Genomic DNA, 25,987 nt, shown 5'->3' with positions numbered 1-25,987 from the left:
GTTGCGGTGCAGGGTTGCTGATTCAGTCCGGCGTGAACAGGCGCTCGAACTTGGCCTGGTCGGACGCCAGCTCAAAGGTCACCACCTGGCCCATTTTCATGTCCGACAGGCGGCAGGCGCCAAACAGGGTGGTTTTGCCCGCCAGCTCCATCACATCCAGGTCGATGAGGGCGTAGGGGTGGGGCACGAACACCTGGTGCTCGAACACGTTGCGGACCGTATTGCGCGGGGACGGGTAGAGCTTGTAATGAGCGGTCTGAATCGTTTGTGTGGCCATGGGCTTAAGGTGCAGGGGTGGCTGTGGTGCGAGCAAGTGCGGGTACAGTGCGGGCGAATCGTACAGACAAACCTTTTGACCTATTTATGGCACGCAACAAAAGTGAATGGCCCACCAAGGTGCTGGCGCTGGTCCGGGGCGGCAACCTGCCCGCCGCCATTGCACAGATCAAGGTCGCGCCCACCGTCGGTGACGTCACGCGCCTGCAGACCCTGCTGGCCCAGTTGCCTCCGTCGCCCGCACTGGCGCAGTTGAACAAGGTGGTGGAAGAAGAGCGTGCCCTGCTGGCCGCGCCCCGGTTGCACCGCTCGCCCTGAAGACTCTTTTTGTCTGACTTCCACACGCCCCGTAGAGAGTTTTTTGCCATGACCCTGCCCCGCGTTTCCATCCAGACCGAGGACTTCGACCTGTCCACCGAAGTCGCTGCGCTGCGCCGCGAAAACAAAGGCATCGGCGCAGTGTGCAGCTTTGTGGGCACGGTGCGGGATCGCAACGAAGGCGACCAGGTGTCGTCCATGGAGCTGGAGCACTACCCCGGCATGACCGAAAAATCCATCGAAGCCATGGTGGACGAGGCCTTTCGGCGCTTCGATATTTTTGGCGCCCGCGTGATCCACCGCGTGGGCCTGCTGCAGCCGCTCGACCAGATCGTGCTGGTGGCGGTGACCAGTGCCCACCGGGGCCAGAGTTTTCAGGCCTGCGAGTTCTTGATGGACTACCTCAAGACCCAGGCGCCTTTCTGGAAGAAGGAAGAAACCGCCCAGGGCGCGCGCTGGGTGGATGCCCGCGTGTCTGACGACGCGGCGCTGGCGCGCTGGGGCATTGTGGCGAACAACGCCTAGTCAGTCGCTGCAGCGGGCGCCCTGCGGCGTTGCGGATACGCATCCTGCCGGGCACGTCATTCACATCCATGCAATGTTTGGACTTGTGCGCAGCCACGTCCATTTCGAGAATCGCCTCCTGCCCAGATAGGGCCTGAACAGGGAGGAATTCTTCATGAAATCTGTAGCACGAGCGCTGTGGCGCGCGTGGAGGCTGAGCCTGGCCGTCGTCGGTTTGTGCCTGGCGGTCTCTGGGCAGGCCCGTGCTGATCTGGCTTTCGGGGCCGCGACCAGTTTGCGCCTGGGTGGGCTTCCCAGTGAGATGGCGACGGGAGACTTCAATGAAGACGGCCGGCCCGACCTCGTGGTGGTGGATCGCCTGGGCAGTACCGTCAAGATCCTGCTCAACACAGGCGGGGTTTCAGGTTTTTCCGAGGCGGGAGCATTCAGCGTGGGCTCTGCTCCCTATGGCGTGGCGGCGGCGGATTTCAATGGTGACGGGCATCTGGATGTTGCCGTGACCAGCTTCAACAACGGAACCGCCACGATTCACCTGGGGGATGGCAGCGGTGGTTTGTCTGCTCCGGTCACTTTTGGTGCGGGGCTCAATCCGCGCGATCTGACAGTGGCGGATTTCGACGGTGACGGGCGGCTCGACCTGGCCATTGCCGTCTTTTCCGGGGCGCAAAAAGGCGTCTCCGTCTTGTGGGGTGATGGTGACGGGCGGTTTGACGGTCGCCCCCGCACTGACATCGGTTTGGGTGTTGCAGGGCGCCATGTTGTTTCGGGCGACTGGAACGAGGACGGTCATGTGGACATTGTTGTGGGGTCGGGCGACGGTGTGTTTTTGCTGCTGGGCAATGGCGCGGGCGGTTTTGCGGCGGCCCAGCGCGTGACCGGTGACGAGTACGTCCCGTTTGTGGCCGCAGGGGATGCCAATGGCGACGGCCACCTGGACATCCTGGCACTTGTGCAGAACACCTCCGCCAGCCCTGTCCTCCTGCTCGGAGATGGGCAGGGTGGTTTTTCGCGCAGAGGGGTGGGCCCTGCCTTTGGGCGCTTCAGCGGCGGGCAGATCGTGGACGCCACGGGCGATGGCCGGGCCGACGTGGTGCTGTCCCGCTTTAGCGGCACGGTGGTGGTTGTGCCGGGCCTTGCCGGCGGCGGATTCAGTGCCCAGGGGCTGGAATACCCGGTGGGCGAATCTGCCAGCCCCCCGGCAGTGGCGGACTTCAGTGGCGACGGGCATCCAGACATCGTCGTACTGGACGACCAGCGTGGCTACCTGGCCAACCTGCGGGGAGACGGCGCGGGCCGATTCGCTGCAGCACGTGCCTACGGAATCCCAGAGCGTTACACCCAGGCGATAGCCGTCGCCGATTTTGATGAAGACGGGCGCGCCGACGTCGCCGTGACGCACCGTGACGATGATGCTGTCTGGATCATGCGTGGCGATGGTGCTGGTGGATTTGAATTCAGCACCCGGCTTGATGCCGGTGCGGGCGCGGGATCCGTGGCTGCTGGCGATCTCAATGGGGACGGGCATGCGGACCTGGCCGTGGTGAACGAGGTTGACAAGACGATCATGGTCTTCCTCGGCAATGGCCGGGGCACCTTCACGGTGGCCGGGCAGCGGTCCTTCATCGGCCTGGCCCCGCGGTCAGTGGTGATTGGCAATTTCCGGGGGGCTGGCTACCCCGCGTACGCGGCCGTGTGGGCGCCAGAGACGGCAGGTGTTTACGAAGGCATCCAGTGGGTCGGCGTGAGCCCTCAGGGCTCCATCGAAATGTTGGATGTGGCGTCGTGGGATGACGTGAAGGGGTTTGCCCCGCTGGATGTCGACCAGGACGGCCGTGCCGACATCGTGGCCGCAACGTCCGTGGGCACCGTGGGTACCTCGCTGTCCTCAGCCTCGTATCCGGGCGATCCCGTCTATGTGCCGGCGGGCGTAGGCGCCCTGAGCGCGATTGCCGGTTGGAGCCAGACGGGCCGGGCAGGGGTGTTTGCCTCCGCAGGAGTGCAGATTGCCTCGTTGGCGGCCGCGCCCGGGCAGGCGCTGAGCATGGTCGGCACCTACGGCGCGGGAATCTCTGCCAGCGTTCTTGCCGCCTCTGACTTTGATGGCGATGGCGCGCCCGATGTGGTGGCCGCTGACGCAGCTTCGGGCGAGCTTGCCATCGTGCGTGGTCAGGGCGCCCCCGGTGGGCTGGGTGCGCCGCTCCTGCGGTTTGTGGGCGGCACGCCCGAGCAGATGGTGGTTGCCGACTTCAACAGGGACGGCCTGTTGGACATTGCCATCGCCAATGGTCTGGGGGGCATCACCGTGCTGGTGAATGCCTCGCCATCCCCCAATGCCGCGCTCGCGTCGCTGGCGTTGTCGCAGGGGGCGCTCAGCCCGGCATTTGCCGGTGGCGTGACGGCGTATACCGCCACGGTGCCCCATGGGGTGGCCCAGCTGTCGCTGACACCGGTGGCGGCGCAGGCCGGGGCGTCCATCACGGTCAACGGTGTGGTGGTGACCAGCGGAATGGCGACTGCGCCGCTGCCGCTTGCGGTCGGTGCCAATGTCATCCAGGTGGACGTGGTGGCTGAGAACGGCGTGGCCCGGCGCACCTACACCGTCACCGTAGAACGGAGTCAACCCGCCCTGCACACGGTCACCGCCACAGCGGGGGCGGGCGGCAGCATCAGTCCGGCTGGGGCCGTCAACGTGGCCGAAGGCCAAACGGGCGCCTTCACCGTCACGCCCGCTGCGGGCTACCGCATTGCGGCCGTCACGGGCTGCGGCGGCACGCTGGCGGGCAGCACCTACACCACGGCAGCGGTGACGGCCGCTTGCACTGTGCAGGCGCGTTTTGAAACCCTGCCCACACCCACGAACACCGGGTCGGGGCCGGTCAACGTGGGCGTGGTGGATGGCAGCGCGGGTTGCCAGCTGGACCTGGCGGGCACCGGCCCGGTGGCGGCACCGGCGCCGTACCCCGGCGCCACTTTGCCGCACGGGGCGTTCCGCCTGCGGCTCATCAACTGCCAGCCGGGTGAGACGGTGCGTGTGGCGGTGACCTTTCCAGACCTCACGGGCTTCACGGTGAAGAAGTACGGCCCCACACCCGACAGCCCCTTGTCCAGCCGTTACTACGACCCCGTGAACCTGCAGATCAGCGGCAACACCGTGACCTACGACGTGACGGACGGTGGCTGGGGCGACAACAGCTTTGGCGCGCAGGACGGCACCATCAACGACCCGGTGGTCCCCGTGCTGCTGGCGCCCAGCCCGGCGGCCATCCCCACCCTGTCGACCTGGGGCCTGGGTGGGCTGGCCGCGCTGCTGGGGTTGCTGGCGTTGCGGAGCGGCCGACGCACGTCTGCGCGGTTTGTCGGAGCGGTGGCTCAAACAAGATTTTGAGCAGAATTGGCGGCTAGCGCTTATTGGTAAAGCGCTGGCAGCTATAAATTTTGTAGTGATTCTGAATGGGGCGGATGGAAGGTTTCGGCTGCACCAGGACTTCGTCGGCTCACTGGGTTGCGGTGAGGCATCGCCAGGAACCACAAGCAGTCGTCGGGCCGTCCTACAAGGCGGCAGGGGGGGCATCGATAAATTAGCGCTACCGCTGGCAGTGACTGTTGAACGCCACAGTTGCAGCCAGAAAGAAACTCTCCGCACAGTTTCATCTTCGCGTGCGCTTCATCTCCTACAAGGCTTCCCATGAAAAAATCCCTGCTGCTCGCTGCACTTATCGTTACTTTTGGTCTTGCCGCTTGCGAGAAAACGGTTGTGACCCCTCCCGCTACTGCCCCCGTGGTCGTGGTCCCGGGCCCGGCAGGCCCTGCTGGCGCTACGGGCGCAACCGGCTCGACCGGTGCCACGGTGGCCGTTCCCGGTCCTGCGGGCGAGACGGGTGCCACTGGCGCCACCGGTTCTTCGGGTGCTCCCGGTTATGACGGTGCCAAGGGTTCCACTGGCGCTACCGGTGCCACGGGCGATACGGGAGCCGATGGCAAAAAGGGCGATACCGTGATCGTCGTTCCCGCCAAGTAATTTCTCGCGGACCCAGAAAAAAGCGCAGGCGGTATTCCGCCTGCGCTTTTTTGCTTTGCGGGCTCAGCGCAGGCGGTCTGAGCCGGCGGTGATCAAATGAATCGGTTCAAGGCATCAGGGCGCCTGGGCGAAGATTGATCTGGCGCAAGGCCTGCGCTGGGGCGTCGTCTTGAAATTCCAGAAGATTTGCCCCAAGTGCAGCGCAATTCGGAGGACATCCACATGCGTCTCGACAAATTCACCACCAAGTTCCAGGAAGCCCTGAGCGATGCACAGAGCATTGCGCTGGGCAACGACCACGCCTACATCGAGCCCGTGCACATGCTCGTGGCCATGCTCAAGCAGGACGACGGACCCAAGGCGCTGCTGCAGCGTGCGGGCGCCAACGTGCCCGGCCTGCTGGCAGCGGCGGAAGCCGCCGTCAAGCGTTTGCCCCAGGTACAGGGCAATGACCAGGTGCAGGGCGGCCCCGAGCTGGGCCGCGTGCTGCAAGCGACGGAGAAAGAGGCCATCAAGCGCGGCGACCAGTTCATTGCCAGCGAGCTGTTTTTGCTGGCCGTGATCGACAGCAAGGGCGAAGCCGCCAAGATCGCCAAGGACAACGGCCTCACGCGCAAGAGCCTGGAGGCTGCGATTGAGGCCGTGCGCGGCGGCCAGAAGATGGACAGCGCCGAGGCCGAAGGCCAGCGCGGCGCCCTGGCCAAATACTGTTTGGACCTGACCGAGCGCGCCCGCATGGGCAAGCTCGACCCCGTGATCGGCCGCGACGATGAAATCCGCCGCGCCATCCAGGTGCTGCAGCGCCGCACCAAGAACAACCCCGTGCTCATCGGCGAGCCCGGCGTGGGCAAGACCGCCATCGTCGAAGGCCTGGCCCAGCGCATTGTGGCGGGGGAGGTGCCCGAGAGCCTCAAGGGCAAGCGCGTGCTGTCGCTCGACATGGCTGCGTTGCTCGCAGGCGCCAAGTTCCGTGGCGAGTTTGAAGAGCGCCTCAAAAGCGTGCTGAACGAGCTGGCCAAGGATGAAGGCCAGACCATCGTCTTCATCGACGAGTTGCACACCATGGTGGGCGCTGGCAAGGGCGAAGGCGCGATGGACGCGGGCAACATGCTCAAGCCCGCGCTGGCCCGTGGCGAGTTGCACTGCGTGGGTGCCACCACGCTCGACGAGTACCGCAAGTACATCGAAAAAGACGCAGCGCTGGAGCGCCGCTTTCAGAAGATTCTGGTGGGCGAGCCCACGGTGGAGGCCACCATCGCCATCCTGCGCGGCCTGCAGGAAAAGTACGAAGTGCACCATGGCGTGGACATCACCGACCCGGCCATCGTGGCTGCCGCCGAGCTGAGCCACCGCTACATCACCGACCGCTTCCTGCCCGACAAGGCGATCGACCTTATTGACGAGGCGGCGTCCAAGATCAAGATCGAGATGGACTCCAAGCCCGAGGTGATGGACAAGCTCGACCGCCGCCTGATCCAGCTGCAGATCGAGCGCGAAGCGGTGCGTCGCGAGAAGGATGAGTCCTCGCAAAAACGCTTTGCGCTCATTGAGGAAGAGATCACCAAGCTGCAAAAGGAAATCGCCGACTACGACGAAATCTGGCAGTCCGAAAAAGCCCAGGCGCAGGGCAGCGCGCATGTGCGCGAGGCCATCGACAAGCTCAAATTCCAGATCGAAGAATTCACCCGCAAGGGCGACTTCAACAAGGTGGCCGAGCTGCAATACGGCAAGCTGCCCGAGCTGGAAAAGCAGCTGAAGGAAGCGCAGGCGCAAGAGGCGGGCAAGGACGGCGCCCCTGCCGCGCGCCGCCTGCTCCGCACACAAGTCGGTGCCGAAGAAATCGCCGAGGTGGTGAGCCGCGCCACGGGCATTCCCGTGGCCAAGATGATGCAAGGCGAAAAGGACAAGCTCTTGCAGATGGAGACCAAGCTGCACGAGCGCGTGGTGGGCCAGCAAGAGGCGATTGCTGCGGTGGCCAACGCCATCCGCCGCTCGCGCTCGGGCCTGTCCGATCCCAACCGGCCCACGGGCTCGTTCCTGTTCCTCGGCCCCACGGGCGTGGGCAAGACCGAGCTGTGCAAGGCGCTGGCGGGCTTTTTGTTCGACAGCGAAGACCACCTGATCCGCATCGACATGAGCGAGTTCATGGAGAAGCACTCCGTGGCCCGCCTGATCGGTGCACCGCCCGGCTATGTGGGCTATGAAGAGGGCGGCTACCTGACCGAGGCCGTGCGCCGCAAGCCCTACAGCGTGCTGCTGCTCGACGAGGTGGAGAAAGCGCACCCCGACGTGTTCAACGTGCTGCTGCAGGTGCTGGACGATGGCCGCCTGACGGACGGACAGGGCCGCACGGTGGACTTCAAGAACACGGTGATTGTGATGACGAGCAACATCGGCTCGCACCTGATCCAGGCCATGGTGGGGCAGGACTCTGACGACATCAAGGAAGCAGTGTGGGGCGAGCTCAAGAACCACTTCCGGCCCGAGTTTTTGAACCGCATCGACGAGACCGTGGTGTTCCACGCGCTCGATGCGCAGCACATTGCCTCCATCGCCAAGATCCAGCTGCAACTGCTGCAAACCCGGCTGGCGAAGATGGATTTGGAGTTGCAGGTGTCCGATGCTGCCTTGGCAGAATTGGCCAAGGTGGGGTTCGACCCGGTGTTTGGTGCGCGGCCGCTCAAGCGGGCGATCCAGCAGCGCATTGAGAACCCGCTGTCCAAGCTGCTCTTGGAGGGACAGTTCCCTCCCAAGAGCGTGATCGCTGTGAGCGTGAACCCGGTGCTGGAACCGGGGGTGTTCCAGTTCAGCGCCGCGCCGCAGGGTTGATCGGGACCAGGGGAGAAGGGGGTAACCCCTTTTCCCCTCTTCCCAGATGTGAAGGAGAGGTGACGTTTGAATGATTTTGTTGCGGGCGTTGTGCGCCTTTTGCTGCGGGTAATGGTCGTCGCCATGGGCTTGGTGCTGTTTGCCAGCCTGCTGGTGGCGGTGATGGTGCTCGCGCTGGTCTGGGCGTTGCGCGCGGGCTGGGCTCGCCTGACTGGCCGCCCCGTGACCCCGTGGGTCATGCGCATGGACCCGCGCACGGGCTTCAGCACGGTGTTTCGCTCTACCGAGCGCTGGTCCGCAGGCCGCCGTGGCGCCGCGCCAGCGGCGCCTGACGCCAGCGAAGAGACCGCAGCATCGCGCCGAGGTGGCATCCTGCCTGGCGCCGCTGAGGTCACCGACGTCGAGGCGCGCGAAGTGCGCTGAAGGGGCGCTTCTGACCGGGCACTGCCCCGCACCACGCCCCATCCAGCGCGGAGCCACAGGGAACCTGCACCGGTGTCGCCTCTGTTTTTTTCGTGACGCGCCTGTCGGGGTGTCTTCTATGATCCAACCATGACACCCGCCGATATCCACGCCCATTTCGATCTTCAACGCCAGGCCAGCCGAGCGCATGTGGATGTGCCACTGCTGGTGCGCCGCGAGCGGCTGCTGCGTATCTCCAAGATGCTCAATGAGCATGGCCCGGTGCTGGCAGCGGCCGTGCAGGCCGACTTTGGCATGCGTTCTCCGCGCCTGACCGAGGTGGCCGACTTCTTTGTGCTGCGCACCCTGCTGTCGCATACGCTGAGTCACCTGGCAAAGTGGATGAAGCCCCGCAAGGTTCGCACGCCCATCTTCCTGCAGCCCGCCAGTGCGCACATCCAGCGCCAGCCGCTGGGCGTTGTGGGCGTGATTGCCCCGTGGAACTACCCGGTGCAGCTGGCCCTGGCGCCCGCCATCACGGCGCTGGCGGCGGGCAACCGCGTGATGCTCAAGCCCAGCGAGCTGACACCCCACACCTCGGCCCAGCTGGCGTTGCTGGTGGCCCAGTTTTTTTCACCCGACGAGTTCTGTGTGGTGCAGGGCGATGCCAACCTGTCGGCCCTGTTTGCCTCCCTGCCGTTCGATCATCTGGTGTTTACCGGCTCGACCGCCGTGGGCCGCAAGGTGGCCCAGGCGGCGGCGCAGAACCTGACACCCACCACGCTGGAGCTGGGTGGCAAGTCGCCCTGCATCATCGATGGTCACTGCGACATGGCGGATGCGGCGCTCAAGATTGCGCACGGCAAGCTGCTCAATGCGGGGCAAACCTGCATTGCTCCCGACTATGTGCTGCTGCCGCGCGGCCGCGAGGGCGAGTTTGCGCAGGCCTACCGGGCCGCGGTAGCGCGGCTGTTCCCCACCATCGAGGGCAACGCTGACTACGCCTCCATCATCACCCCGCGCCACCATGCGCGCCTGCGCACCATGCTGCAGCAGTCCCAGACGCAGGGGGCTGAAGTGCAGACCATCGACCCCGCTGCAGGCAAACCTGTTGTGAACACCGTCGGCACCCTGGGCGATGGCGCCAGCCGCCAGATGCTGCCCACGCTGGTGTTCGGTGCCACATCGCAGATGCAGGTGATGCAGGAAGAGATTTTTGGCCCCATCCTGCCCGTGATTTCATACGAACGGCTGGACGATGCCATTGCCCACATCAATACCGGGCCACGCCCGCTGGCGCTGTATTGGTTTGGCCAGAGCGAGGCTGTGCGTGACGACGTACTGCGCCGCACCGTGAGCGGCGGCGTGACGGTGAACGACACGCTGATGCACATTGCCCACGACAACTTGCCCTTTGGTGGTGTGGGCGATAGCGGCTGGGGCGCCTACCACGGCGAGCAGGGCTTTCTGCGCTTTTGCCACCAGAAGTCGGTGCTGGTGCAGTCGCGCTGGTCCATGGGCTCGCTGTTCTACCCTCCCTATGGCGCCCGGTTTGACCAGGTCATGGGGATGCTGCGGCGCTGGTTGTAGCCGTCCCCTCGTCGTCGTCCTGCGGCATGCTGTCCGGTGGCACGGGCTGCGGCTGGGTGATGAGCTGCACCATGGCATCGCGCAGCTGGCCGGTGGACACCGGCTTGTGCAGGAGCAGGGCCGAGGTGGACTGCGCATCGCGCAGGCGCTGGGGGGATGTGTCGCCCGTCATGATGATGGCGGGCACGCTGGTGCCCAGGTAGGCGCGCAGGGCCTGCAGCACCTGCTTGCCGGTCTCTTCGTGGCGCAGGCGGAAGTCCGTGATGATGATGTCGGGTGTGATGTCTTCCAGGCATTCGAGCGCATCGGCGCTCGACTCTGCGGTGATGCACTGGCAGCCCCAGCTGTGCAGCAACGATTGCATGCCGAGGCGCACGGCCTCATCGTCGTCAATGGCCAGCACCTTCAGGCCCACGAGGCTGACGGTATCGGGCGCAGGCGCGGTGTCGTCCTCCAGCGCACCCTGCCAGCGGTCAAGCCACAGCCGGAACACCGAACCCCGCCCCGGCTGCGACAGCACCTCGACCGAGGTGTTCATCTCGCGCGCAAGTCGCTGCACGATGGCCAGCCCCAGCCCCAGACCTTTGCGGCGGTCGCGCTCGGGGTTTCCGAGCTGGTGGAACTCCTTGAAGATGTTGTCCCACTGGCTCCGGGGGATGCCCGGCCCCGTGTCCCAGACCTCCAGCGCCAGGCGCTTGCCGCGCGTGCGGCACGCAATCAGCACACCGCCTTTGGCGGTGTAGCGCAGCGCGTTGGAGATGAAGTTGTGCATGACCAGCCCGACCAGCGAGCGGTCGGCAAAGGCCGCTGCCGAAGTCTCCCGCGTGCGGTACACCAGTCCCGCCGTGTCGGCCTGTACGCCGAACTCCTGCTCCAGCGCCGTCAGCAGCGGCTGCACGGCAAAGGCATCGGGCCGCACCTTCACCACACCGGCTTCCAGCCGCGAATAGTCGAGCAGGGTGGTCAGCATCTCGGCCGCCGCGCCCGAGGCGGCATGGGCATGCCCCAGCACGGTGAGCTGGTGGTCGTTGAGCGGGCTGCGCTGCAGCGATTCGAGGAACAGGCCCATCGCGTGCAAGGGCTGGCGCAGGTCGTGGCTGGCAGCGGCCAGGAAACGGGATTTGTCGCGGTCGGCCTTCTCTGCGGCCTCCTGGGCCGCGAGGGCGCGTTGCGATTCGGCGCGCAGCTGGTTCACCAGCCGGTCGTTTTCCAGCTTGAGTGCAATGCTGCGCCGTGTGGCCCGGTCGGCGGTGCGCGCCTGCATGCCCGTGAGCGCATAGTAGACACCGGTGAGAAACAGCGCGGGCCACATCACAGGCCCGCCAGCCAGCGCCACCGCCATCATCACGCCGCCGATGGCACAGGTGAGGTAAGTGACATAGGCGCGGTACAGCGGGGCCCCCAGCCCGAGTGCACCCGACGACACCGTGCTGATGATGCCGATGGCGTAGATGACACTTTCCGGGGTGCCCCAGTAGAGCACCACATACCCCAGGCTGCCCCAGCTCAGCCCCATGGCGGCCATGCAGGCGATCAGTTTGCGCGCCGCCTGCTGCGCCGGGTCGGTGAAAGGCGCAATGCTGCGCAGCGTGAGGTACACCCCGGCCACCACGAGTGCGTGGGACACCAGCCACACCGTGATGGCCTGGGGCTCGGCCACCCGCGCCATGACCCACAACGTGCCGAGCGCGGTGGCCAGCGACGCGAGCAGCGTCATCGGAAAGTTGTGCCGCAGCAGGGCCACCTGCTCGCGCAGCACCTCATCGCGCTCCCACGCCGGCCACCCCCAGCGGGTGGGGGGCTGGGCGGCATCCGGCTGCACCGGCAGGGCCTCAGAGGGAGTCATGGAGCTGGGGGGTGGACAGGCCGAGGCGCTGGGCCGCCAGCAAGGCGGCGCTGCGACTGTTGACGCCCAGCTGCGCAAAGATGGCCGCCACGTGCACACGCACGGTGTTTTCGCTCAGGCCCAGGTCGCGTGCTATGACCTTGTTGGGCTTGCCGGTGCACAGCAGCGACAGCACGTCGAGCTGGCGAGCGGTCAGCGACGGCGTGTCCGGCCCGCGTGTGGTGGCGCTGTTGCCGCTGTTGATCGGAAAACACGGCTGCCCCGACAAGGCGCACGAAATGGCCTCCAGGATGTCTTCGGCGCTGGCGGATTTGGGCAGGAAACCATCGGCGCCACGGGCGCGCGCTTCATGGATCGCATCGGGCGCCACGCTGGCCGAAACGAGCACGATGCGCGCCCGGGGGCAGGCCTGGCGCAACAGGCGCAGCCCATCCAGGCCGCTCATGCCGGGCAGCTGGATGTCCAGCAGCACCAGGTCGGCATCGGCCAGTTGCAGTGCGCAGGCTTCGGCAATCGAGCCCGCCTCGGCAATCGTGCCCACGCGGGGGTGGTCCTGCACGATCAGGCGCAGCCCGGTGCGAAACAGGTTGTGGTCGTCCACCAGCAAAAGGCGGGCAGTCATACAGCAACAGCCCCGGCGCAAACCGAGGTGCAACACCCGCCTTGCCTTGGGATGAACCGTTTGCCTGAGCTCTGTTTTGCGTAAGTCATGAGCAAGTATTGCGCACAACACACTGTTGCGGACTAGTCCATTTGTGCGATGGACGCTCCGTTGTGCACTTTCTAGACTTTCCGTCAAGCATTGAAAAGCACCTGAGGGGGTGCGTACCAACCATCCATCAATGCGCAACCTTCGTTTTTCAAAGGGTTTCCCATGACTGCCAATGCACTTCACCCAGGTTCAGCCGCTTCCGATGTGTCCCGCCACCACGGCGAACGACGACCGGGGGCCATCGCTTCGCCGCAGGGCAGCACGGGGCTGGGGGGCAACACGCTGGCCCAGATCGTGGAAGATAACTGCCCGGGCACGCAGGCGTCGGCTGGCGTGGTGATCGAGCACCTGGACGCCCAGGCAGGCACCTGGCAGTTTTCGATGGACGAGGGGCAGACATGGCGTGCCATCCGCACCGATCTCATCAACCGCGATGGCAATCTGGGGCTGGCGCTGGACTGCGATGCGCGGCTGCGCGTGCTGCCTTTTGGGGGCCACCGCGTCAGCGGCGTGCGTGTGGCTTTCCACACGGTGCAGCGTCGCCACGGGCAAGGCAACGGCAGCTACCGCGCCTATGCGAGCGACGAGCGCGAGGATGGGTGTTCGCGCACCGTCACGCTGGTGCTGGGGCTCTCGGCCATCAACGGCGCGCCTCCTGCCGTGCATGTGCCGCGCCCCCGTAACAAGCGCGCGCTGGTGCAGCGTGCTGCGGCGGCAGCCGGTGCGGCGGGGACTTCGCTCTCGGGCTCCATGGCGCTGGCCTGAGATCCTGGTTGGAGCCCGCTGCTGGGTGTTGCTTGCGGCGCAGCCCGCAGCGGCAGTCGCTTTACCGGCGCCGCAATGCTATGTACACAGGCATTTGAGAGGGCCCCACAGAGGGTTTGCGAGGGGGGCGGACAGGGGGAAAAACCGTTTGCGGCGACAATGCCGGTCCTTTCGTTTTTTCTTTCCCTGTTTTCGTTCGGTTTTTTCATGTCCAGTATCCAGGTTCGTCCCGCCACGCTTCGCGATGCCAAAGCCATTGCCCAGATCCATACCGTCTCAGCCCAAGAGGTCTACAAAGGGCTGGTGCCAGACGAGCAGTTGAAATCCATGTCGGTCGAAAAGCGCCAGGCTTACTGGCGCGAGGCCATTGAATATTGCGAGCCCCAGGTCCAGGTGGCCGTGGACGGCGAGAAGATCGTCGGTTTTGTCGGCTACGACCGCTCGCGCGATGAAAAATCCCGCCCCACCACTGGTGAAATCTGGGCCATCTACGCCGCACCTACCCACTGGAACCAAGGCGTGGGTCTGGCTCTGTGGGATGCTGCCCGCGACGGCCTGCAGGAAGAAGGTTGCACCAACGTTACGGCGTGGGTGCCGCTGCGCAACGAGCGCGCCATCCGGTTTCACGAACTGGCGGGCTTCAAGCGCGAACTCTCCACCGCCAAGACGGCTGTGGTGGGGGGCGTCAAGATCGAAGAAGTGCGCCTGAAGCGCCCCATCAACGCGTAGTCACGCAAAGGCACTCAATGATCGAATGGAGCCGCCAGGGCCAGATTCAACAAGCCCAGTGGCGCTCCGAGAGTGGTGCCCCGGCCCCGCGCCGGGTTGTCACCGCCGACGATACCTTGGCCGCCGACACGGCCTACCGCATGGCCTGTGAAGGCACGGGGCTGCTGTGGCAGGGCGACTTCCAGAACGCCCGCATGCTGCTGCAGGCGCTGATGCGCCGGGCCGATGCCAAGTCCGGCAAGGCGGGCAAATCGGCCAAACCCCGCAAGTCCGCCGCCAAGGCCGCCGAAAAAGCTGCTGCCGCCACCCCCGCCGAAGCCTTTCATCTGCACCGCCAGGCGCAGGCGCAGCGCGCGCGGGTGCTGGCGTCGGTGCTCATCCCGCTCGAAGGCGACTACACCATTGACCTGCGCCGCGCGCCCGATTGGCGCCAGGCCTGTACCGAAGCCTGGGGCCCGGCCACGGGCGAGCGCTCGGTGGCCACGCTGCGTGAGTTGCTGGGCCTGGTGGGCGCGCACGAATGGCGCAAAAAGGGTGTAGAAGTGCCAGCGCTTGGCGCTCCGCCGCTCAACCGCATCCACCCGCACTACGGCGTGTTCTCGCCCGTGCGCGGCGAATACGTGGGCCTGGTGGCCGACACGGCACTGCCTAGCAAGACATTGGCCTTTGACATTGGTGTGGGCACGGGGGTGCTGTCTGCCGTGCTGGCACGCCGTGGGGTGCAGCGCGTGGTGGCCACCGACCAGGACCCGCGCGCCCTGGCCTGCGCGCGGGAGAACCTGCAGCGCCTCGGTGTCATGCCACAGGTTGAGCTGCTGCAGGCCGACCTGTTTCCGCCCGGCCGCGCGCCCCTGGTGGTGTGCAACCCCCCGTGGGTGCCCGCACGGGCCAGTTCGCCCATTGAGCACGCGGTGTACGACGAAGGCAGCCGCATGCTCAAAGGCTTTCTGGCGGGTTTGTCCGACCATCTGGAGCCTGGCGGCGAGGGCTGGCTGATACTGTCGGATTTGGCCGAACACCTGGGTCTGCGCCCACGCGCGCAACTGCTCGAATGGATTGCCGATGCGGGGCTGGTGGTGCGTGGCCGGCACGATGTGAAGCCGCACCACGCCAAGGCGGCCGATGCGGGTGACGCCCTGCACGCTGCCCGCGCGGCGGAGGTCACTTCGTTGTGGCGGCTGGCTGCAGCCTGACCACGGAGTCATTTTCACAGGACCTACGCAAGTCCGGATGCAACAGCCGCCTCGCCATGGGGTGAACCGCTTGCCTGAACCCTGTTTTGCGCAAGACACGTTTCAAAAAACCTACCCCTCAAGCCAGTGCTGAGGGTTGGGTCGAATCAAACGGCTCGGAGGCCGAAGGTGCAGAAGGCAGCAACTGCTCGAATCTTTCGCGCAGGCTGGCAGCACGTTCGGCCCCCGCGGTCATCGCTACTTCTTCAAACATGGCTTCGCCCACGTCCAGCATGCTCGCGCGGTCCTTGGCGGCGCGCAGCGCCTCGCGAAACTGCTGCGCCAGCACGGGGTCGCGGCGCACAAACAGACGCTCGCAGGTGTCGAACAGGTACATGCGTGCACCGGCCAGGGAGCGCAGGGCATCGCCGGGCTCCGGGCGCTGGATGGATGGCTTATTGTGTGCAGCGGTTTGCGCGGCGGAGGGCGGCGGTAGATCGGCGGGGCCGGCCAGGTAGCCCTGGCGCATGAGGTTGTCGACAATCTGCGCGCCGATGCCGTTGTACATGGCCTGCAAGTCGGACAGCGGCTTGCCATCCACCAGAAGCAGCAGAGAACGCTCCCGCAGGCTCAGGGTGCGTACGCCGGGCAAGAGTTCCAGGCGGGCTTTTTCGGTTTTTTGTAGCAGCATGGGGGTCTCCATTCACGGGTGAATGGCGGAGATTGCAGCAAGCCGCCATGACGCTGTGATGACCTCGCTGCCGCACAATGGCGGGCTGCCCCTGGTCGTAGCATGGCTGCAAAAGCAGTATTTGCTATATATTTAATAGCTGCTTGCGCTTATCCATAAAGCGCTAGGGCCCTTTTGATTCATATTTTGGCTGTGTGCGGGCCGCGCTCTGTGCTGGGGTGCTGGGCCCGGTGGCCTTTCTCGCGATGACCTTGCTGCTTGCCCCCATGGAGGGGCTCCTGGATTTTGTGCTGCGTGATGTGCTGACCCGCGTGGGCGGGGTGGACCGCTGCGTCTCGGAGTTCATCCGCATCACCGGCACGCTGCTGCCGGACAAGGTGTTTCTGCGCTACGTGCCGGAGTTGCACAACGGCAGCCGCACGCTGGCCGGTGTGCCGGTGCGTGCGCAGCTGCTGGGCTCTGATCCCGTCTGCATGGCTGAGAACGCCGCACGCCTGGCGGCCCTGGGGCCCGAGGGGATCGACCTGAACTTTGGTTGCCCGGCCAAGGTTGTCAACCGCCACGGCGGGGGCTCGGCGCTGCTGCAGGAGCCCGAACGCATCGCCACCGTGGTGGCCGCTGTGCGCCGCGCCGTGCCTCTGCACCTGCCCGTGTCCGCCAAGATGCGCCTGGGTTTCAACGACACCGGGCTGATGCGCGAATGTGCGCAGGCCATGCAGGCGGGCGGCGCTGCTGAGCTGGTGGTGCATGCCCGCACCAAGGCCGACGGCTACCGGCCCCCAGCGTATTGGGAGCACATCCCCACCATCCGCGCTGCGGTCGGCATCCCCGTGGTGGCCAATGGCGAGATCTGGACCGTGGCCGACGCGCAGCGCTGCCGCGAAGTGTCGGGCTGCGATGCGCTGATGCTCGGGCGCGGCATGGTGGCTGACCCCGGCCTGGCCCGGGCCATCCGCGCGTCGGATGCGGGGCAGCCCGGCGCGGACACGGTGGCCTGGGCCGACCTGCTGCCGCACCTGGCGGCCTTCTGGCAACTGGTGTGTGACGACTTGGAACCACGCCAGCGCGCGGGGCGGCTCAAACAATGGCTCAACCTCCTGCGCAGGCGCTTTCCGGAGGCCGAGGTCGCCTACCAGCGCGTGCGCACGATGACGGACCAGCGGGCGATCACCGCGTGGGTGGATGCATTGCAGCCAGCCGAGGGTTGATCTAGGGATGTCCTGCATAACCCTCGCGAGTCGGTGGTAGTGCGGATCGGGACAGACCGCAAGGCGTCTTTTCTTGCCAATAGCGGTGCTATTGGCAAGAAAAGCAACGCAGCGGACCGCCCGAGACCGCGCTATCACCGACCGCAGGGAGTTTTATGCAGGCCATCCCTAGAGCAGGTGATCCGGCGCCAGCGGGCTCAGCAGTTGCAGCATCAGCCGCAGTGGCGCGCTGGCATCGGGTTCGGTGGTGGCATCTGGCAGGCCGCTGCCCTCGGGGGCATGCCACACCAGTTGGCCGCCATCGCGCAACTGCACATGCCAGGCGGCTTCGCGCAATGCCGTTTCGATCTGCGTGGTGGCGCGGCGTGACAGGTCGCTGCTGCGGATCAGCAGCGCGATCTCCGTGTTCTGCCGCTGCGAGCGGATGTCCAGGTTCATCGAACCCACCACCAGCAGGCGGCCGTCCATGATCAGAATCTTGGAGTGCAGCATGGCGCGTGAGCTGCCGACAGAACTGGCCGCACCGCTGGTCCCATCACGCCCCCCCGTGCTGCCCGTGGAGCCCAGTGCCCCGCGCAGCACGCCCGTGAGCTCGCTGCGCATTTCGTACAGCTCGACGCCCATGGCCAGCAGATCGGGCCGGTGGCGCGCATAGCCTGCGTGGGCAATGGGTGCATCGTTGGAGGCCAGCGAGTTGGTGAGCACCCGCACCCGAACGCCCCGCGCGCGTGCGGCTGCAAAGGCCTGCTTCATGTCAGGCCCTGGCACGAAGTAGGGCGAAATGATGAGCAGATCGCGCCGCGCCTGTCCCATGAGGTGCAGCAGCCCATCCACCACGGTATCGGTCTGGGCATCAAGAGTTGCAGGGTCGGGGGTAGACACTGCTGCAGTGGCCGATGGGATGCCGTTGGCGGGATTGGGCGCTGACGATTCGGGTGGGGCAGCGGCCCCGGCAGCAACGGTCAGGGCTTCGGTGGGGGCCTTGGCTGGCGCACGCGCAGCGCCCCGCGACACGACGGCGAGGGGCGTGGCCCGGGCCGGGGGCTTTTCAGGCAGCGCGGCCAGGGAGGTGCCATCGGGCGGAATCTTGGCTGGCTTGTCCACCAGCACCGCTGCCGGGGCCCAGGTGAACTGCGCTTGCGCCAGGTCCATGGGCTGGTAGTCCCAGATGCGCGCACGCTGGGCGGCGGTGGTTCGCCGGCCGTCTTGCACGGGCTGGCTGTCCGGTGCCAGGGCGCCACCCTGGCCTGCGATACGCTCGCGCTGCACGGCATCTGAGTTGCGCATGCGCTCGCGCAGAATGTCCAGTTCCTCCCGCGTGACCAGCGATTGCACGGGGTAGGCGCGCTCGTTGTTCCAATAGCTGTCGAAACTGCGGGAGAGATCCTGCACCACAGGCCCTGCGGCCAGCACGTCCAGGTCCACAAAATTGCCGGAGTCGGCATTGCCGAAATAGGCGTCCCCCAGGTTGCGGCCCCCGGTGACGCCCATGGCGTTGTCGGCGATGAAGAGCTTGTTGTGCATGCGCTGCTGCACCCGCGAAAAGTCGCTCAACGCGCTGAACATGCGCCCCAGCGGCGAGCCCCGTGTCCCGGTGAGCGGGTTGAACATGCGCATCTCGATGTTGGGCACAAAGGCCAGGCGCATCACCTGCGCATCCCGGCCCACGCTGTGAAAGTCGTCCAGCAACACCCGCACACGCACGCCGCGCCGGGCTGCGGCCACCACACTGAGCAGCAGGCGCTCGGTGCTGGCGTCGGCATGGATGGCGTAGTACTGCAGGTCCAGCGTTTTCTGCGCGGCATCTACCAGCGCCAGGCGGCTGCTGTAGGCTGCCTGTGGCCCACTGAGCAGCAGGAACCCCGAGGGGTGGCGGCCGCCTGCCGATGCCCGGCGCTCCTCGACGAGTTGGCCCAGGGGCGTCCCTGCGGGGGAGGCCAGGGCGCTCGACACCGGCCGCTCCACGTCCTTGGGCAGGCCGGCGCAGCCGCTGGTTGCGCCTGCGACGATGACGGCCAAAAGCGCCAGCCAGCCGTAGCGGGCCGTGTTGCCCAGAAACGCTGGAATGGCAGGGGTCGATAAAAGCATGGCGCGATTGTGACCGTGTGGCGGTGGCCGCGCTTGTCAGACGCGGCGCCAACTCCGCCACAGCGGCTGCCAGGTTGGCAGTGGCCTTCTCAGCGCCTCGCCGGGCTTACCAGCTCACTTCGCGGTCTGGCGTGGCGCTGATCTTGTGGATCGACAGGTCAGCCCCGTCAAATTCCTCTTCCTGCGTGAGCCGCAGGCCCACCGTGCTCTTGAGAATGCCATACACCACCAGGCCACCTACCAGCGCCCAGGCCACGCCCAGGGTGCTGCCGATCAACTGGGCCGAGAAGCTCACACCACCGAGCCCACCCAGCGCCTTGCTGCCGAAAATGCCTGCTGCCAGCCCGCCCCATGTGCCGCACAGGCCATGCAACGGCCACACGCCGAGCACGTCATCGATCTTCCAGCGGTTCTGGGTGAGCGTGAACATCACCACAAAGATTGCTCCCGCCACGGCACCCACCACCAGCGCTCCCAGCGGGTGCATCAGATCGGAGCCCGCGCACACAGCCACCAGCCCGGCCAGCGGGCCGTTGTGCACGAAGCCCGGGTCGTTCTTGCCCAGCACCAACGCCGCCAACGTGCCGCCCACCATGGCCATCAGCGAGTTCACCGCTACCAGGCCGGAGAGCTTGTCCACGGTCTGTGCGCTCATCACATTGAAGCCGAACCATCCCACCACCAGCACCCAGGCGCCCAGCGCCAAAAACGGGATGTTGGAAGGCGGGTGGGCAGAGATGGCCCCGTCCTTGCGGTAGCGGTTGGCGCGCGAGCCCAGCAGGATCACGGCCGGCAGGGCGATCCACCCGCCCATGGCATGCACGACGATGGAGCCCGCAAAGTCGTGGAACTCTTCGCCCGTCAGTCCTTTGATCCAGGCCTGCACCCCAAAGTGCTGGTTCCAGGCAATGCCTTCAAAGAACGGATAGACAAACCCCACAATGACCGCCGTGGCCATCAGCTGGGGCCAGAACTTGGCCCGCTCCGCGATCCCGCCCGACACGATCGCCGGAATGGCAGCCGCAAAAGTGAGCAGGAAGAAGAACTTGACCAGTGCGTAGCCGTTTTGCTGCGCCAGCGATTCCGCGCTCACAAAGAAATGCGTGCCATAGGCCACGCTGTAGCCCACCACAAAATACACCACTGTGGACACCGAAAAGTCCACCAGGATCTTGACCAGCGCATTCACCTGGTTCTTTTTGCGAACCGTGCCCAGTTCCAGAAAGGCAAACCCTGCATGCATGGCCAGCACCATGATGGCCCCCAGAAGAATGAACAGGGCATCAGTGCCCTGTTTGAGTGCTTCCATAACGTCCTCGCGCGATTGGTTGATCTGTTCTGGTGCGTTTCGAGCCTAGCTACCAGATTTGCACCAAATTGAAGCAAAAATCGCGCCAAAGAATGGTGCGTTGTTTTGCACTGTTTTGGTGTGGTGCGGAAAGGGCTGGGGAGGAGAGGTGACAATGGGCCGTGCCGCGAGGGTCGCCGCCGCCCAGCAGCGATGACGACGGCGCGAGCGCGCAACTGCCATCCAGTGAAAGTTGCGAGGTATCTGGCTTGTGCAAAGCCCAAGTTTTGAGCGAGTTTGGCGCTGGTGTCTTTGTGAGAGTTTTTTTAGTATCAAAACGCAGCCGCCTTGCCGAGGCTGTCGTCTTCTGCGGAGGTGGGCTGAGCTGGGTGGTGGTGGCGGGTCATCTTTGTGCTGCGCGGTTGAGCGCCCCTTGCGGCTGGGGGCTTGCGTTGTTTTGCAGGCACTTCCCACTGGGATGCGCCCGCAGAGCCCACCAGCTGCTGTTGTTCGGTCGTTGCCCCACCCATTATTTACCTTCCGCATGGCGAAGCCCGTGCCTGCCGGGAGTGTGGGGTGGGGGAATTAGAAACTGTCGCGTCCCTGCACCCGTGCCACAACACGCAAGTCCGCGCCCAAGGTCTCTACGGACTTGAATTCCAGCGCCAGCCCATCGGCCAAGGCCGTCAACGGGCCAAAGTCTGCAATTCCCCGTCCCGCACCCAAAAGCCGTGGTGCCAGGTACAGCAACAGCTCATCGACAAGGCCTTCTCGGACCAGAGAGCCATTGAGCTTGTGCCCAGCCTCTACATGCAGCTCGTTGATGCCCCGTTGGCCCAGGTCCTTGAGCATTGCCGAAAGATCGACCTTGCCGTTCGCATTGGGCAGGTAGATCACCGTGGCTCCACAGGCTTGCAAGGCGGCCTTCTTGGTTTCGTTGTCGGAGGCCGTGTAGACATAACAATCGCGCCCTTTCATTAGCAGATTGGCGTCGGTCGGCAATTGCGACTGGCTGTCCACCACCACCACATGGGGCTGGCGTGGCGTGGGAACTTCGCGGACGTCGAGCCGGGGGTTGTCATCCAGCACGGTGCCAATGCCCGTCAATACAGCACACGCCCTGGCCCTCCACGCGTGTCCATCCGCCCGCGCAGCGCGGGACGTGATCCACTGGCTGGCGCCATTGTTCAGGGCGGTAGTGCCATCCAGCGAGCTTGCTACTTTCAGCCGCACCCAGGGTGTACCCCGGATCATGCGGCTGAAAAAACCAATGTTGAGTTCTCGGGATTCTTCAGCCCCAGGGCCGACCACGACCTCCACCCCTGCCGCACGCAGCCGGTCAAACCCACGTCCGCCCACCAAAGGGTTTGGGTCCGCCAACGAGGCCACCACTTTGGCAACACCCGCTTGGATTAGTGCATCGCAGCAGGGGCCAGTTCGCCCATGGTGGGAACAGGGCTCCAGCGTCACATAGGCTGTGGCGCCTGCCGTGTCGAACCCCTTGCCGCTGGCGTCGCGCAGGGCCACGACTTCAGCGTGTGGCCCACCCGCATGCTGCGTGAACCCTTGGCCTATCACTTCGCCGCTTGGAGAGACAAGCACGCAGCCAACACGAGGGTTGGGGTTGGAAACAAAAAGCGCTTGGGTGGCGAGCCCAAGCGCTTGGTGGATATGGGGGGGCGCTTTATGAATCATGGCGCCCAAGATGGTAGCTTAGTGGCTATTTGTCCCAGCAGGTGGCATCAAAGCCAGCGTCGGTTTGGATTTTCCCGTTGGCGCCTCGTATCCCTGTGTGGGTCAATGTGTAGTCGCCGCACTTGTCACCTGCCTGGGGAGTGCCAGCCCTCGGTGTTGCCGTCAGTGTGAATGACGACGTCGTGGCAGGCCCACCAATGGCGATGGTATAGCGCTTGGTAGGGTCCAGAGTCCCATCCGAACGGCGAAACTGGAGGGAATTTGGAATAGCAGTTGGATAACTGCCGGTGGCAGTGGAGGCTCTCTCCAACCATTGTTGCGCCTGTAGCAATCCAGCGCGCGCGTCAGCACGGTGCCCGCGTCGGATGTACTCGCTGTACGAAGGTATGGCGATTGCGGTGAGGATGCCAATGATGGCCACCACAATCATCACCTCGATCAGCGTGAAGCCTTGGTGCTTTTTATGCATATGATTTTGCTCCCTGGTTGAAGCACCGATTATTGCAGCTGGCGCCAGCTGGGGCGTGCAGGTTGCTCGGGCATGCGTGCAAGCTTGTCGGGCTTGTTGTCTCCTCCGGAGAGCGTAATGGTTTTTTTGCCGGCTACATTGCTGACAGCTCCGGGTGGCAGTGTCATCCGTGACACGCCATCGTCTGTGGTGTTGTAGAAGCCATCACCATTGCGGTCCATAACCTGTACGCCTGGTTTCTTGCCATCCATGATATTGAGCAAGGTAAGGTAGGCTTTCTCTGGCGTGCCTGCCGGTTCACAGGTTTCGTCAGTAGAACCGTTGCCACCGTACGCTGGAGTAACTGAAAAAACCATCAAATTGTTGCTTGCATCGAAAAAACTCATCGGACGCAGCACACGCTCGCTGGTTACTTGAAAGTTGAAGTACCAGCCTTTCTTCACCGGGCCTTTGGTAGCATCGTAGTTGACATTATTCTGGGTCATTTGCCAGAAGCGCCGAGCAGAACTTACTCCTTGACCCGCAATCCCTGCGGTATCCACCATGTCTTGCTTAACCAGATCGCTGGTTCCACTGACAGCAGTAGGAATCACACCATCGTCGGATATATCTGTGTTGATCACAAGCTTGCCAGAATCGATTTTGTAGTGTGTATTGTCAAGAATGGAATAGACAGACTGCACATCTGTACTGCTCCGATCATTGTCAGTTAGATTCGCGCCGGTACCAAAGGCCACCATCATTCCGCCGGCACCGCGGTCATTTGCCTTGACGGTGGGAGGTGCAGTGATGGGCTGCCGCTTCCCCGAGTACTCTGCGGTAAACAAAGGTTTGCAAATAGAAGTTTTCCAGGCACAAGGTGTGGCATCGGTGCTTCCCCATGCTGCGACCGACCAGACGCTGGCATTAGGGCTGGTCAAGTCGAACTTCCAGAGATTACCTTTCAGATCACCAGCGTAAACGATATCCACTTTACCATCGCTGTTGATATCCACTGGTTTGGGTGCCGAAAGGCCGTTGGCAATGACATTGGTGTCGAGAGTAGCATTAACTGGAGAGCTGATTTTTTGGTTCCCTGTGGCAACAATTTTCACCAATTCCTTGAGGCCATCCAGATATTGAATCAGTAGAACGGGCCGCTCATTTTTACTGTTATACCCATTGCCCATAATTACAGCCCACCGGTTGTCGTTCATCATTGCGACTTGGCTGGCTTTGAATGGATTGTTGTCATCCATGACGGGAGGATGGAAAATATGACCAATGTCCTCATCGTCGCTGCCTGCCGTCAATGGTGCGCTGGGGTGCAAAGTTTTATCCATTACAACCAAGTCTTTGGCATTCACAGTGGCGAAGGTCGTTGCAGGAGTGCCTGACTTTCCACCAGGCTGGGTAACATCAAGCACGAAGTACCCCTTGCCTCCTGCTCCCAAGGTGCCAACTAGAAGGGTTCGCCAATCTGGTGGCGATGCACTATCTGCCAAGTTTGCATCACCTGTGAATGGAGAGCCATCTACGTAATAGCGATGAACGTAACCGGGCTCGCTTAGCTTAGCGAGTTCAGGAACGACTGCTTTGGGAATATATGCAATCTGTTCTTCCCCATCCACTCCAGAAAAACCGTGCAGCATGCCGTCGTTGCCGCCTACATAGACCATCGGAAGTCGGTTTTTGTGCGTAGAAACGAAGGATTTATAACCTTTGAACGAATAATTGCTGGCAGGCTTATCGACGTACCAGATGCTGGAGTTTCCAATATCTCCCTGCCGTGAGTCGCGTACGCGAAAGGGTTTGCTGACAGTACCTTCTTCATAGGTTCTTTCACCCCTTATGAAGTTGGTACGTTTTTCCCCAAGACTACCAGCGTCAAGAAGTGCCTTCTGAGTTGCACTCAATTTTGTCGTCCCAGCTTCCCATTCAAAAGATACGCCTTGGTTGGTATCGTCATTTGTGGTCAAAATCACCCGGGTTGAAATGTCCCGAAGATCCAGCTTGTTGGCTGTAGTTTTGTGGGTGCTGCCGCTCACAACTCCCCATCCTGGATCAGGCGATGTATTGCCTGACGTGTCAATTTTATCGGCTCTTACATACCCTGACCACTTCTTGGGGTCATAGCCTGCAGTAAATCGCTGAAGATCAGTTCGGATGTTGGTGCTTGAACTGCCTGCCATACTGGCTACATCGGCTGTATTTTCAAGATTAATATTTTCAAGAATCTTTTTAAATGCTTCTTTTAAGTCATATTTACGGCCAGGGCCGGTAGGGTAGAATTTTCCGCGACTATTAATTGCAATATGCCAAAGTTCGGCAGGATTGTTGGAATTAAGATTTTGGAGTACTGTGGGTACCCAGGTCGTTGTGCCTGCGACGAGCTTTGAGTAATCTCCGCCCGCACCGTAGTTGTCATCATCTGCCATCGACCATTTGGGTGCGCTTGGCCACGAATAAGCGCCAGTGCCATATCCGATGGTATAGTTCACAATGTGCTGCCATTTGGCTGGATTGTGCTTCGGATTCCAGTACCGTTGTAATGTGGTTGAGCCAAAAGTTTCTGTAGAGGGAACTCCATCAGTTGTACTGGGCTTGATCAAGTCGTCAATCCCTGTCTGCAAATCTTCTCGCCACATTCTCATGGCCCAATCTGCTAACAAATCACCTTGTGCACCCCGATAGACGTTGGTTTGATCAGATGCTGTATCGTAAATTTGTCCGTCAGGGAGTGTGTAATTCACATTGTCTGCCTCTCCAGGCAGTTCGCTGGCGGCATAACCATTCCAACCGCCATCGGTCATGAAAATGTGGTATGAGCGGCGGCAACCCAAGTAAGGTTCTTCCTTTGTCCCAGGTGTATAGGCCCAAGGACTATTCAAGCTCTTACCCACTTTCATATAGGTGTAGGCTTGCTTCATCATCCGGTGAGATGGGGTTCCGCTATTTGGTGAAAGGCTGCTTGCAAAGCTCAAAAAATTGGTCCGATGGGCGTCGTCAAGAACTTTCATGGAGTTGACAGCACCTGCAGTCAGATTGCCTGCCCCAGGAGATCCACCATTGTTGTGCATCACCTGCCATGCCAAGCGAATCTTCCCATCGGGCAGCAGTAGTTTGTCATTGAATACAGTTGCGAGAGCTTCTTTCAAGCGGAACATCTTGGTCTTGGTATCCCCGCCTCCTACTTGTTCGCTCATACTCCCGGAATCATCCACGGACAGAATGACATTCGGTGTCGGGGGTATGGATACCAAACCCGGGGGAAGTGTCGAAAAATCCAGGGGGTCAGCTAACGTTACTTGAGGGGTGCAGACTGCAGCAATCAGAGCGCCGATAGCCGTTTTTTTGAATAATGGCGATTTTTTCATAAAAATTCTC

20 protein-coding genes are annotated in these 25,987 nt (G+C 63.3%); 11 read left to right on the top strand and 9 right to left on the bottom strand.

The genetic code is table 11. The annotated features are described in order from the left end of the window. Window positions 1–22: 22 nt before the first annotated feature. Window positions 23–277 (bottom strand): hypothetical protein, encoded by a 255-nt coding sequence (locus tag AC2YJX_RS12465; RefSeq protein ID WP_055393174.1) that lies wholly within the window; start codon window positions 275–277, stop codon window positions 23–25. An 86-nt stretch (window positions 278–363) separates the two neighbouring features. Between AC2YJX_RS12465 and AC2YJX_RS12460 the strand changes: the two genes are divergently transcribed. From AC2YJX_RS12460 to AC2YJX_RS12430, 7 genes are all read left to right on the top strand, one after another. After that, the gene (locus tag AC2YJX_RS12460) at window positions 364–594 is read left to right on the top strand and encodes a hypothetical protein (RefSeq protein ID WP_487256210.1); all 231 of its coding nucleotides are present in this window, start codon (window positions 364–366) and stop codon (window positions 592–594) included. Window positions 595–642: 48 nt separating this feature from the next. Continuing rightward, window positions 643–1,119 (top strand): molybdenum cofactor biosynthesis protein MoaE, encoded by a 477-nt coding sequence (locus AC2YJX_RS12455; protein WP_218300580.1) that lies wholly within the window; start codon window positions 643–645, stop codon window positions 1,117–1,119. 154 nt (window positions 1,120–1,273) lie between these two features. Then, window positions 1,274–4,504 carry an IPTL-CTERM sorting domain-containing protein gene (locus AC2YJX_RS12450; protein WP_487256209.1) on the top strand — a complete coding sequence of 1,077 codons (3,231 nt, stop codon included), beginning with the start codon at window positions 1,274–1,276 and terminating at the stop codon, window positions 4,502–4,504. 300 nt (window positions 4,505–4,804) lie between these two features. After that, on the top strand, window positions 4,805–5,137 hold the full coding sequence (locus AC2YJX_RS12445) for a YajG family lipoprotein (RefSeq protein ID WP_121420727.1): 333 nt from the start codon (window positions 4,805–4,807) through the stop codon (window positions 5,135–5,137). A gap of 222 nt (window positions 5,138–5,359) precedes the next feature. Beyond that, window positions 5,360–7,966, top strand: coding sequence for an ATP-dependent chaperone ClpB (gene clpB, locus AC2YJX_RS12440; RefSeq protein ID WP_121505789.1), 2,607 nt, complete (start codon window positions 5,360–5,362; stop codon window positions 7,964–7,966). 66 nt (window positions 7,967–8,032) lie between these two features. Further along, window positions 8,033–8,389, top strand: a complete 357-nt coding sequence (locus AC2YJX_RS12435; protein ID WP_487256208.1) for a hypothetical protein — start codon at window positions 8,033–8,035, stop codon at window positions 8,387–8,389. A 129-nt stretch (window positions 8,390–8,518) separates the two neighbouring features. After that, a complete protein-coding gene (locus AC2YJX_RS12430) occupies window positions 8,519–9,958 on the top strand; it encodes a coniferyl aldehyde dehydrogenase (RefSeq protein WP_487256207.1) in 1,440 nt (479 codons plus the stop codon). Here AC2YJX_RS12430 and AC2YJX_RS12425 read toward each other — a convergent pair. Then, window positions 9,930–11,804 carry an ATP-binding response regulator gene (locus tag AC2YJX_RS12425; protein ID WP_218300583.1) on the bottom strand — a complete coding sequence of 625 codons (1,875 nt, stop codon included), beginning with the start codon at window positions 11,802–11,804 and terminating at the stop codon, window positions 9,930–9,932. The genes AC2YJX_RS12430 and AC2YJX_RS12425 overlap by 29 nt on opposite strands. Further along, window positions 11,791–12,426, bottom strand: coding sequence for a response regulator (locus tag AC2YJX_RS12420; RefSeq protein WP_055393190.1), 636 nt, complete (start codon window positions 12,424–12,426; stop codon window positions 11,791–11,793). Before AC2YJX_RS12420 ends, AC2YJX_RS12425 begins: the two co-directional genes overlap by 14 nt. 252 nt (window positions 12,427–12,678) lie before the next feature. Between AC2YJX_RS12420 and AC2YJX_RS12415 the strand changes: the two genes are divergently transcribed. The 3 genes from AC2YJX_RS12415 (at window position 12,679) to AC2YJX_RS12405 (ending at window position 15,203) form a co-directional block, all read left to right on the top strand. Continuing rightward, window positions 12,679–13,281 (top strand): hypothetical protein, encoded by a 603-nt coding sequence (locus AC2YJX_RS12415; RefSeq protein WP_228899320.1) that lies wholly within the window; start codon window positions 12,679–12,681, stop codon window positions 13,279–13,281. A gap of 207 nt (window positions 13,282–13,488) precedes the next feature. After that, window positions 13,489–14,010, top strand: a complete 522-nt coding sequence (locus AC2YJX_RS12410) for a GNAT family N-acetyltransferase (protein WP_055393295.1) — start codon at window positions 13,489–13,491, stop codon at window positions 14,008–14,010. Between the two features lie 17 nt (window positions 14,011–14,027). Next, window positions 14,028–15,203 (top strand): methyltransferase, encoded by a 1,176-nt coding sequence (locus tag AC2YJX_RS12405; protein WP_487256206.1) that lies wholly within the window; start codon window positions 14,028–14,030, stop codon window positions 15,201–15,203. Window positions 15,204–15,321: 118 nt separating this feature from the next. On the opposite strand, the gene AC2YJX_RS12400 is transcribed toward AC2YJX_RS12405, so the two are convergent. Then, complete coding sequence (locus tag AC2YJX_RS12400) at window positions 15,322–15,873, bottom strand: hypothetical protein (RefSeq protein WP_055393196.1); 552 nt, start codon at window positions 15,871–15,873, stop codon at window positions 15,322–15,324. Window positions 15,874–16,118: 245 nt separating this feature from the next. Between AC2YJX_RS12400 and AC2YJX_RS12395 the strand changes: the two genes are divergently transcribed. Beyond that, on the top strand, window positions 16,119–17,081 hold the full coding sequence (locus tag AC2YJX_RS12395; RefSeq protein ID WP_487256205.1) for a tRNA dihydrouridine synthase: 963 nt from the start codon (window positions 16,119–16,121) through the stop codon (window positions 17,079–17,081). Window positions 17,082–17,249: 168 nt separating this feature from the next. On the opposite strand, the gene AC2YJX_RS12390 is transcribed toward AC2YJX_RS12395, so the two are convergent. The 5 genes from AC2YJX_RS12390 to AC2YJX_RS12370 form a co-directional block, all read right to left on the bottom strand. Beyond that, complete coding sequence (locus AC2YJX_RS12390; RefSeq protein ID WP_487256204.1) at window positions 17,250–19,169, bottom strand: phospholipase D family protein; 1,920 nt, start codon at window positions 19,167–19,169, stop codon at window positions 17,250–17,252. Window positions 19,170–19,275: 106 nt separating this feature from the next. Continuing rightward, entirely contained in the window at window positions 19,276–20,478 is a 1,203-nt protein-coding gene (locus AC2YJX_RS12385) for an ammonium transporter (RefSeq protein WP_055393202.1), read from the bottom strand. 564 nt (window positions 20,479–21,042) lie between these two features. Next, window positions 21,043–22,152 (bottom strand): bifunctional diaminohydroxyphosphoribosylaminopyrimidine deaminase/5-amino-6-(5-phosphoribosylamino)uracil reductase RibD, encoded by a 1,110-nt coding sequence (gene ribD / locus AC2YJX_RS12380; protein ID WP_487256203.1) that lies wholly within the window; start codon window positions 22,150–22,152, stop codon window positions 21,043–21,045. A gap of 25 nt (window positions 22,153–22,177) precedes the next feature. Next, the gene (locus tag AC2YJX_RS12375; protein ID WP_487256202.1) at window positions 22,178–22,621 is read right to left on the bottom strand and encodes a type IV pilin protein; all 444 of its coding nucleotides are present in this window, start codon (window positions 22,619–22,621) and stop codon (window positions 22,178–22,180) included. Window positions 22,622–22,650: 29 nt separating this feature from the next. Beyond that, on the bottom strand, window positions 22,651–25,977 hold the full coding sequence (locus tag AC2YJX_RS12370) for a PilC/PilY family type IV pilus protein (RefSeq protein WP_487256201.1): 3,327 nt from the start codon (window positions 25,975–25,977) through the stop codon (window positions 22,651–22,653). Between the last annotated feature and the right edge of the window lie 10 nt (window positions 25,978–25,987).

The organism is Acidovorax sp. SRI_002, from assembly GCF_057586455.1.
This window is presented reverse-complemented; position numbering and strand designations above follow the sequence as displayed.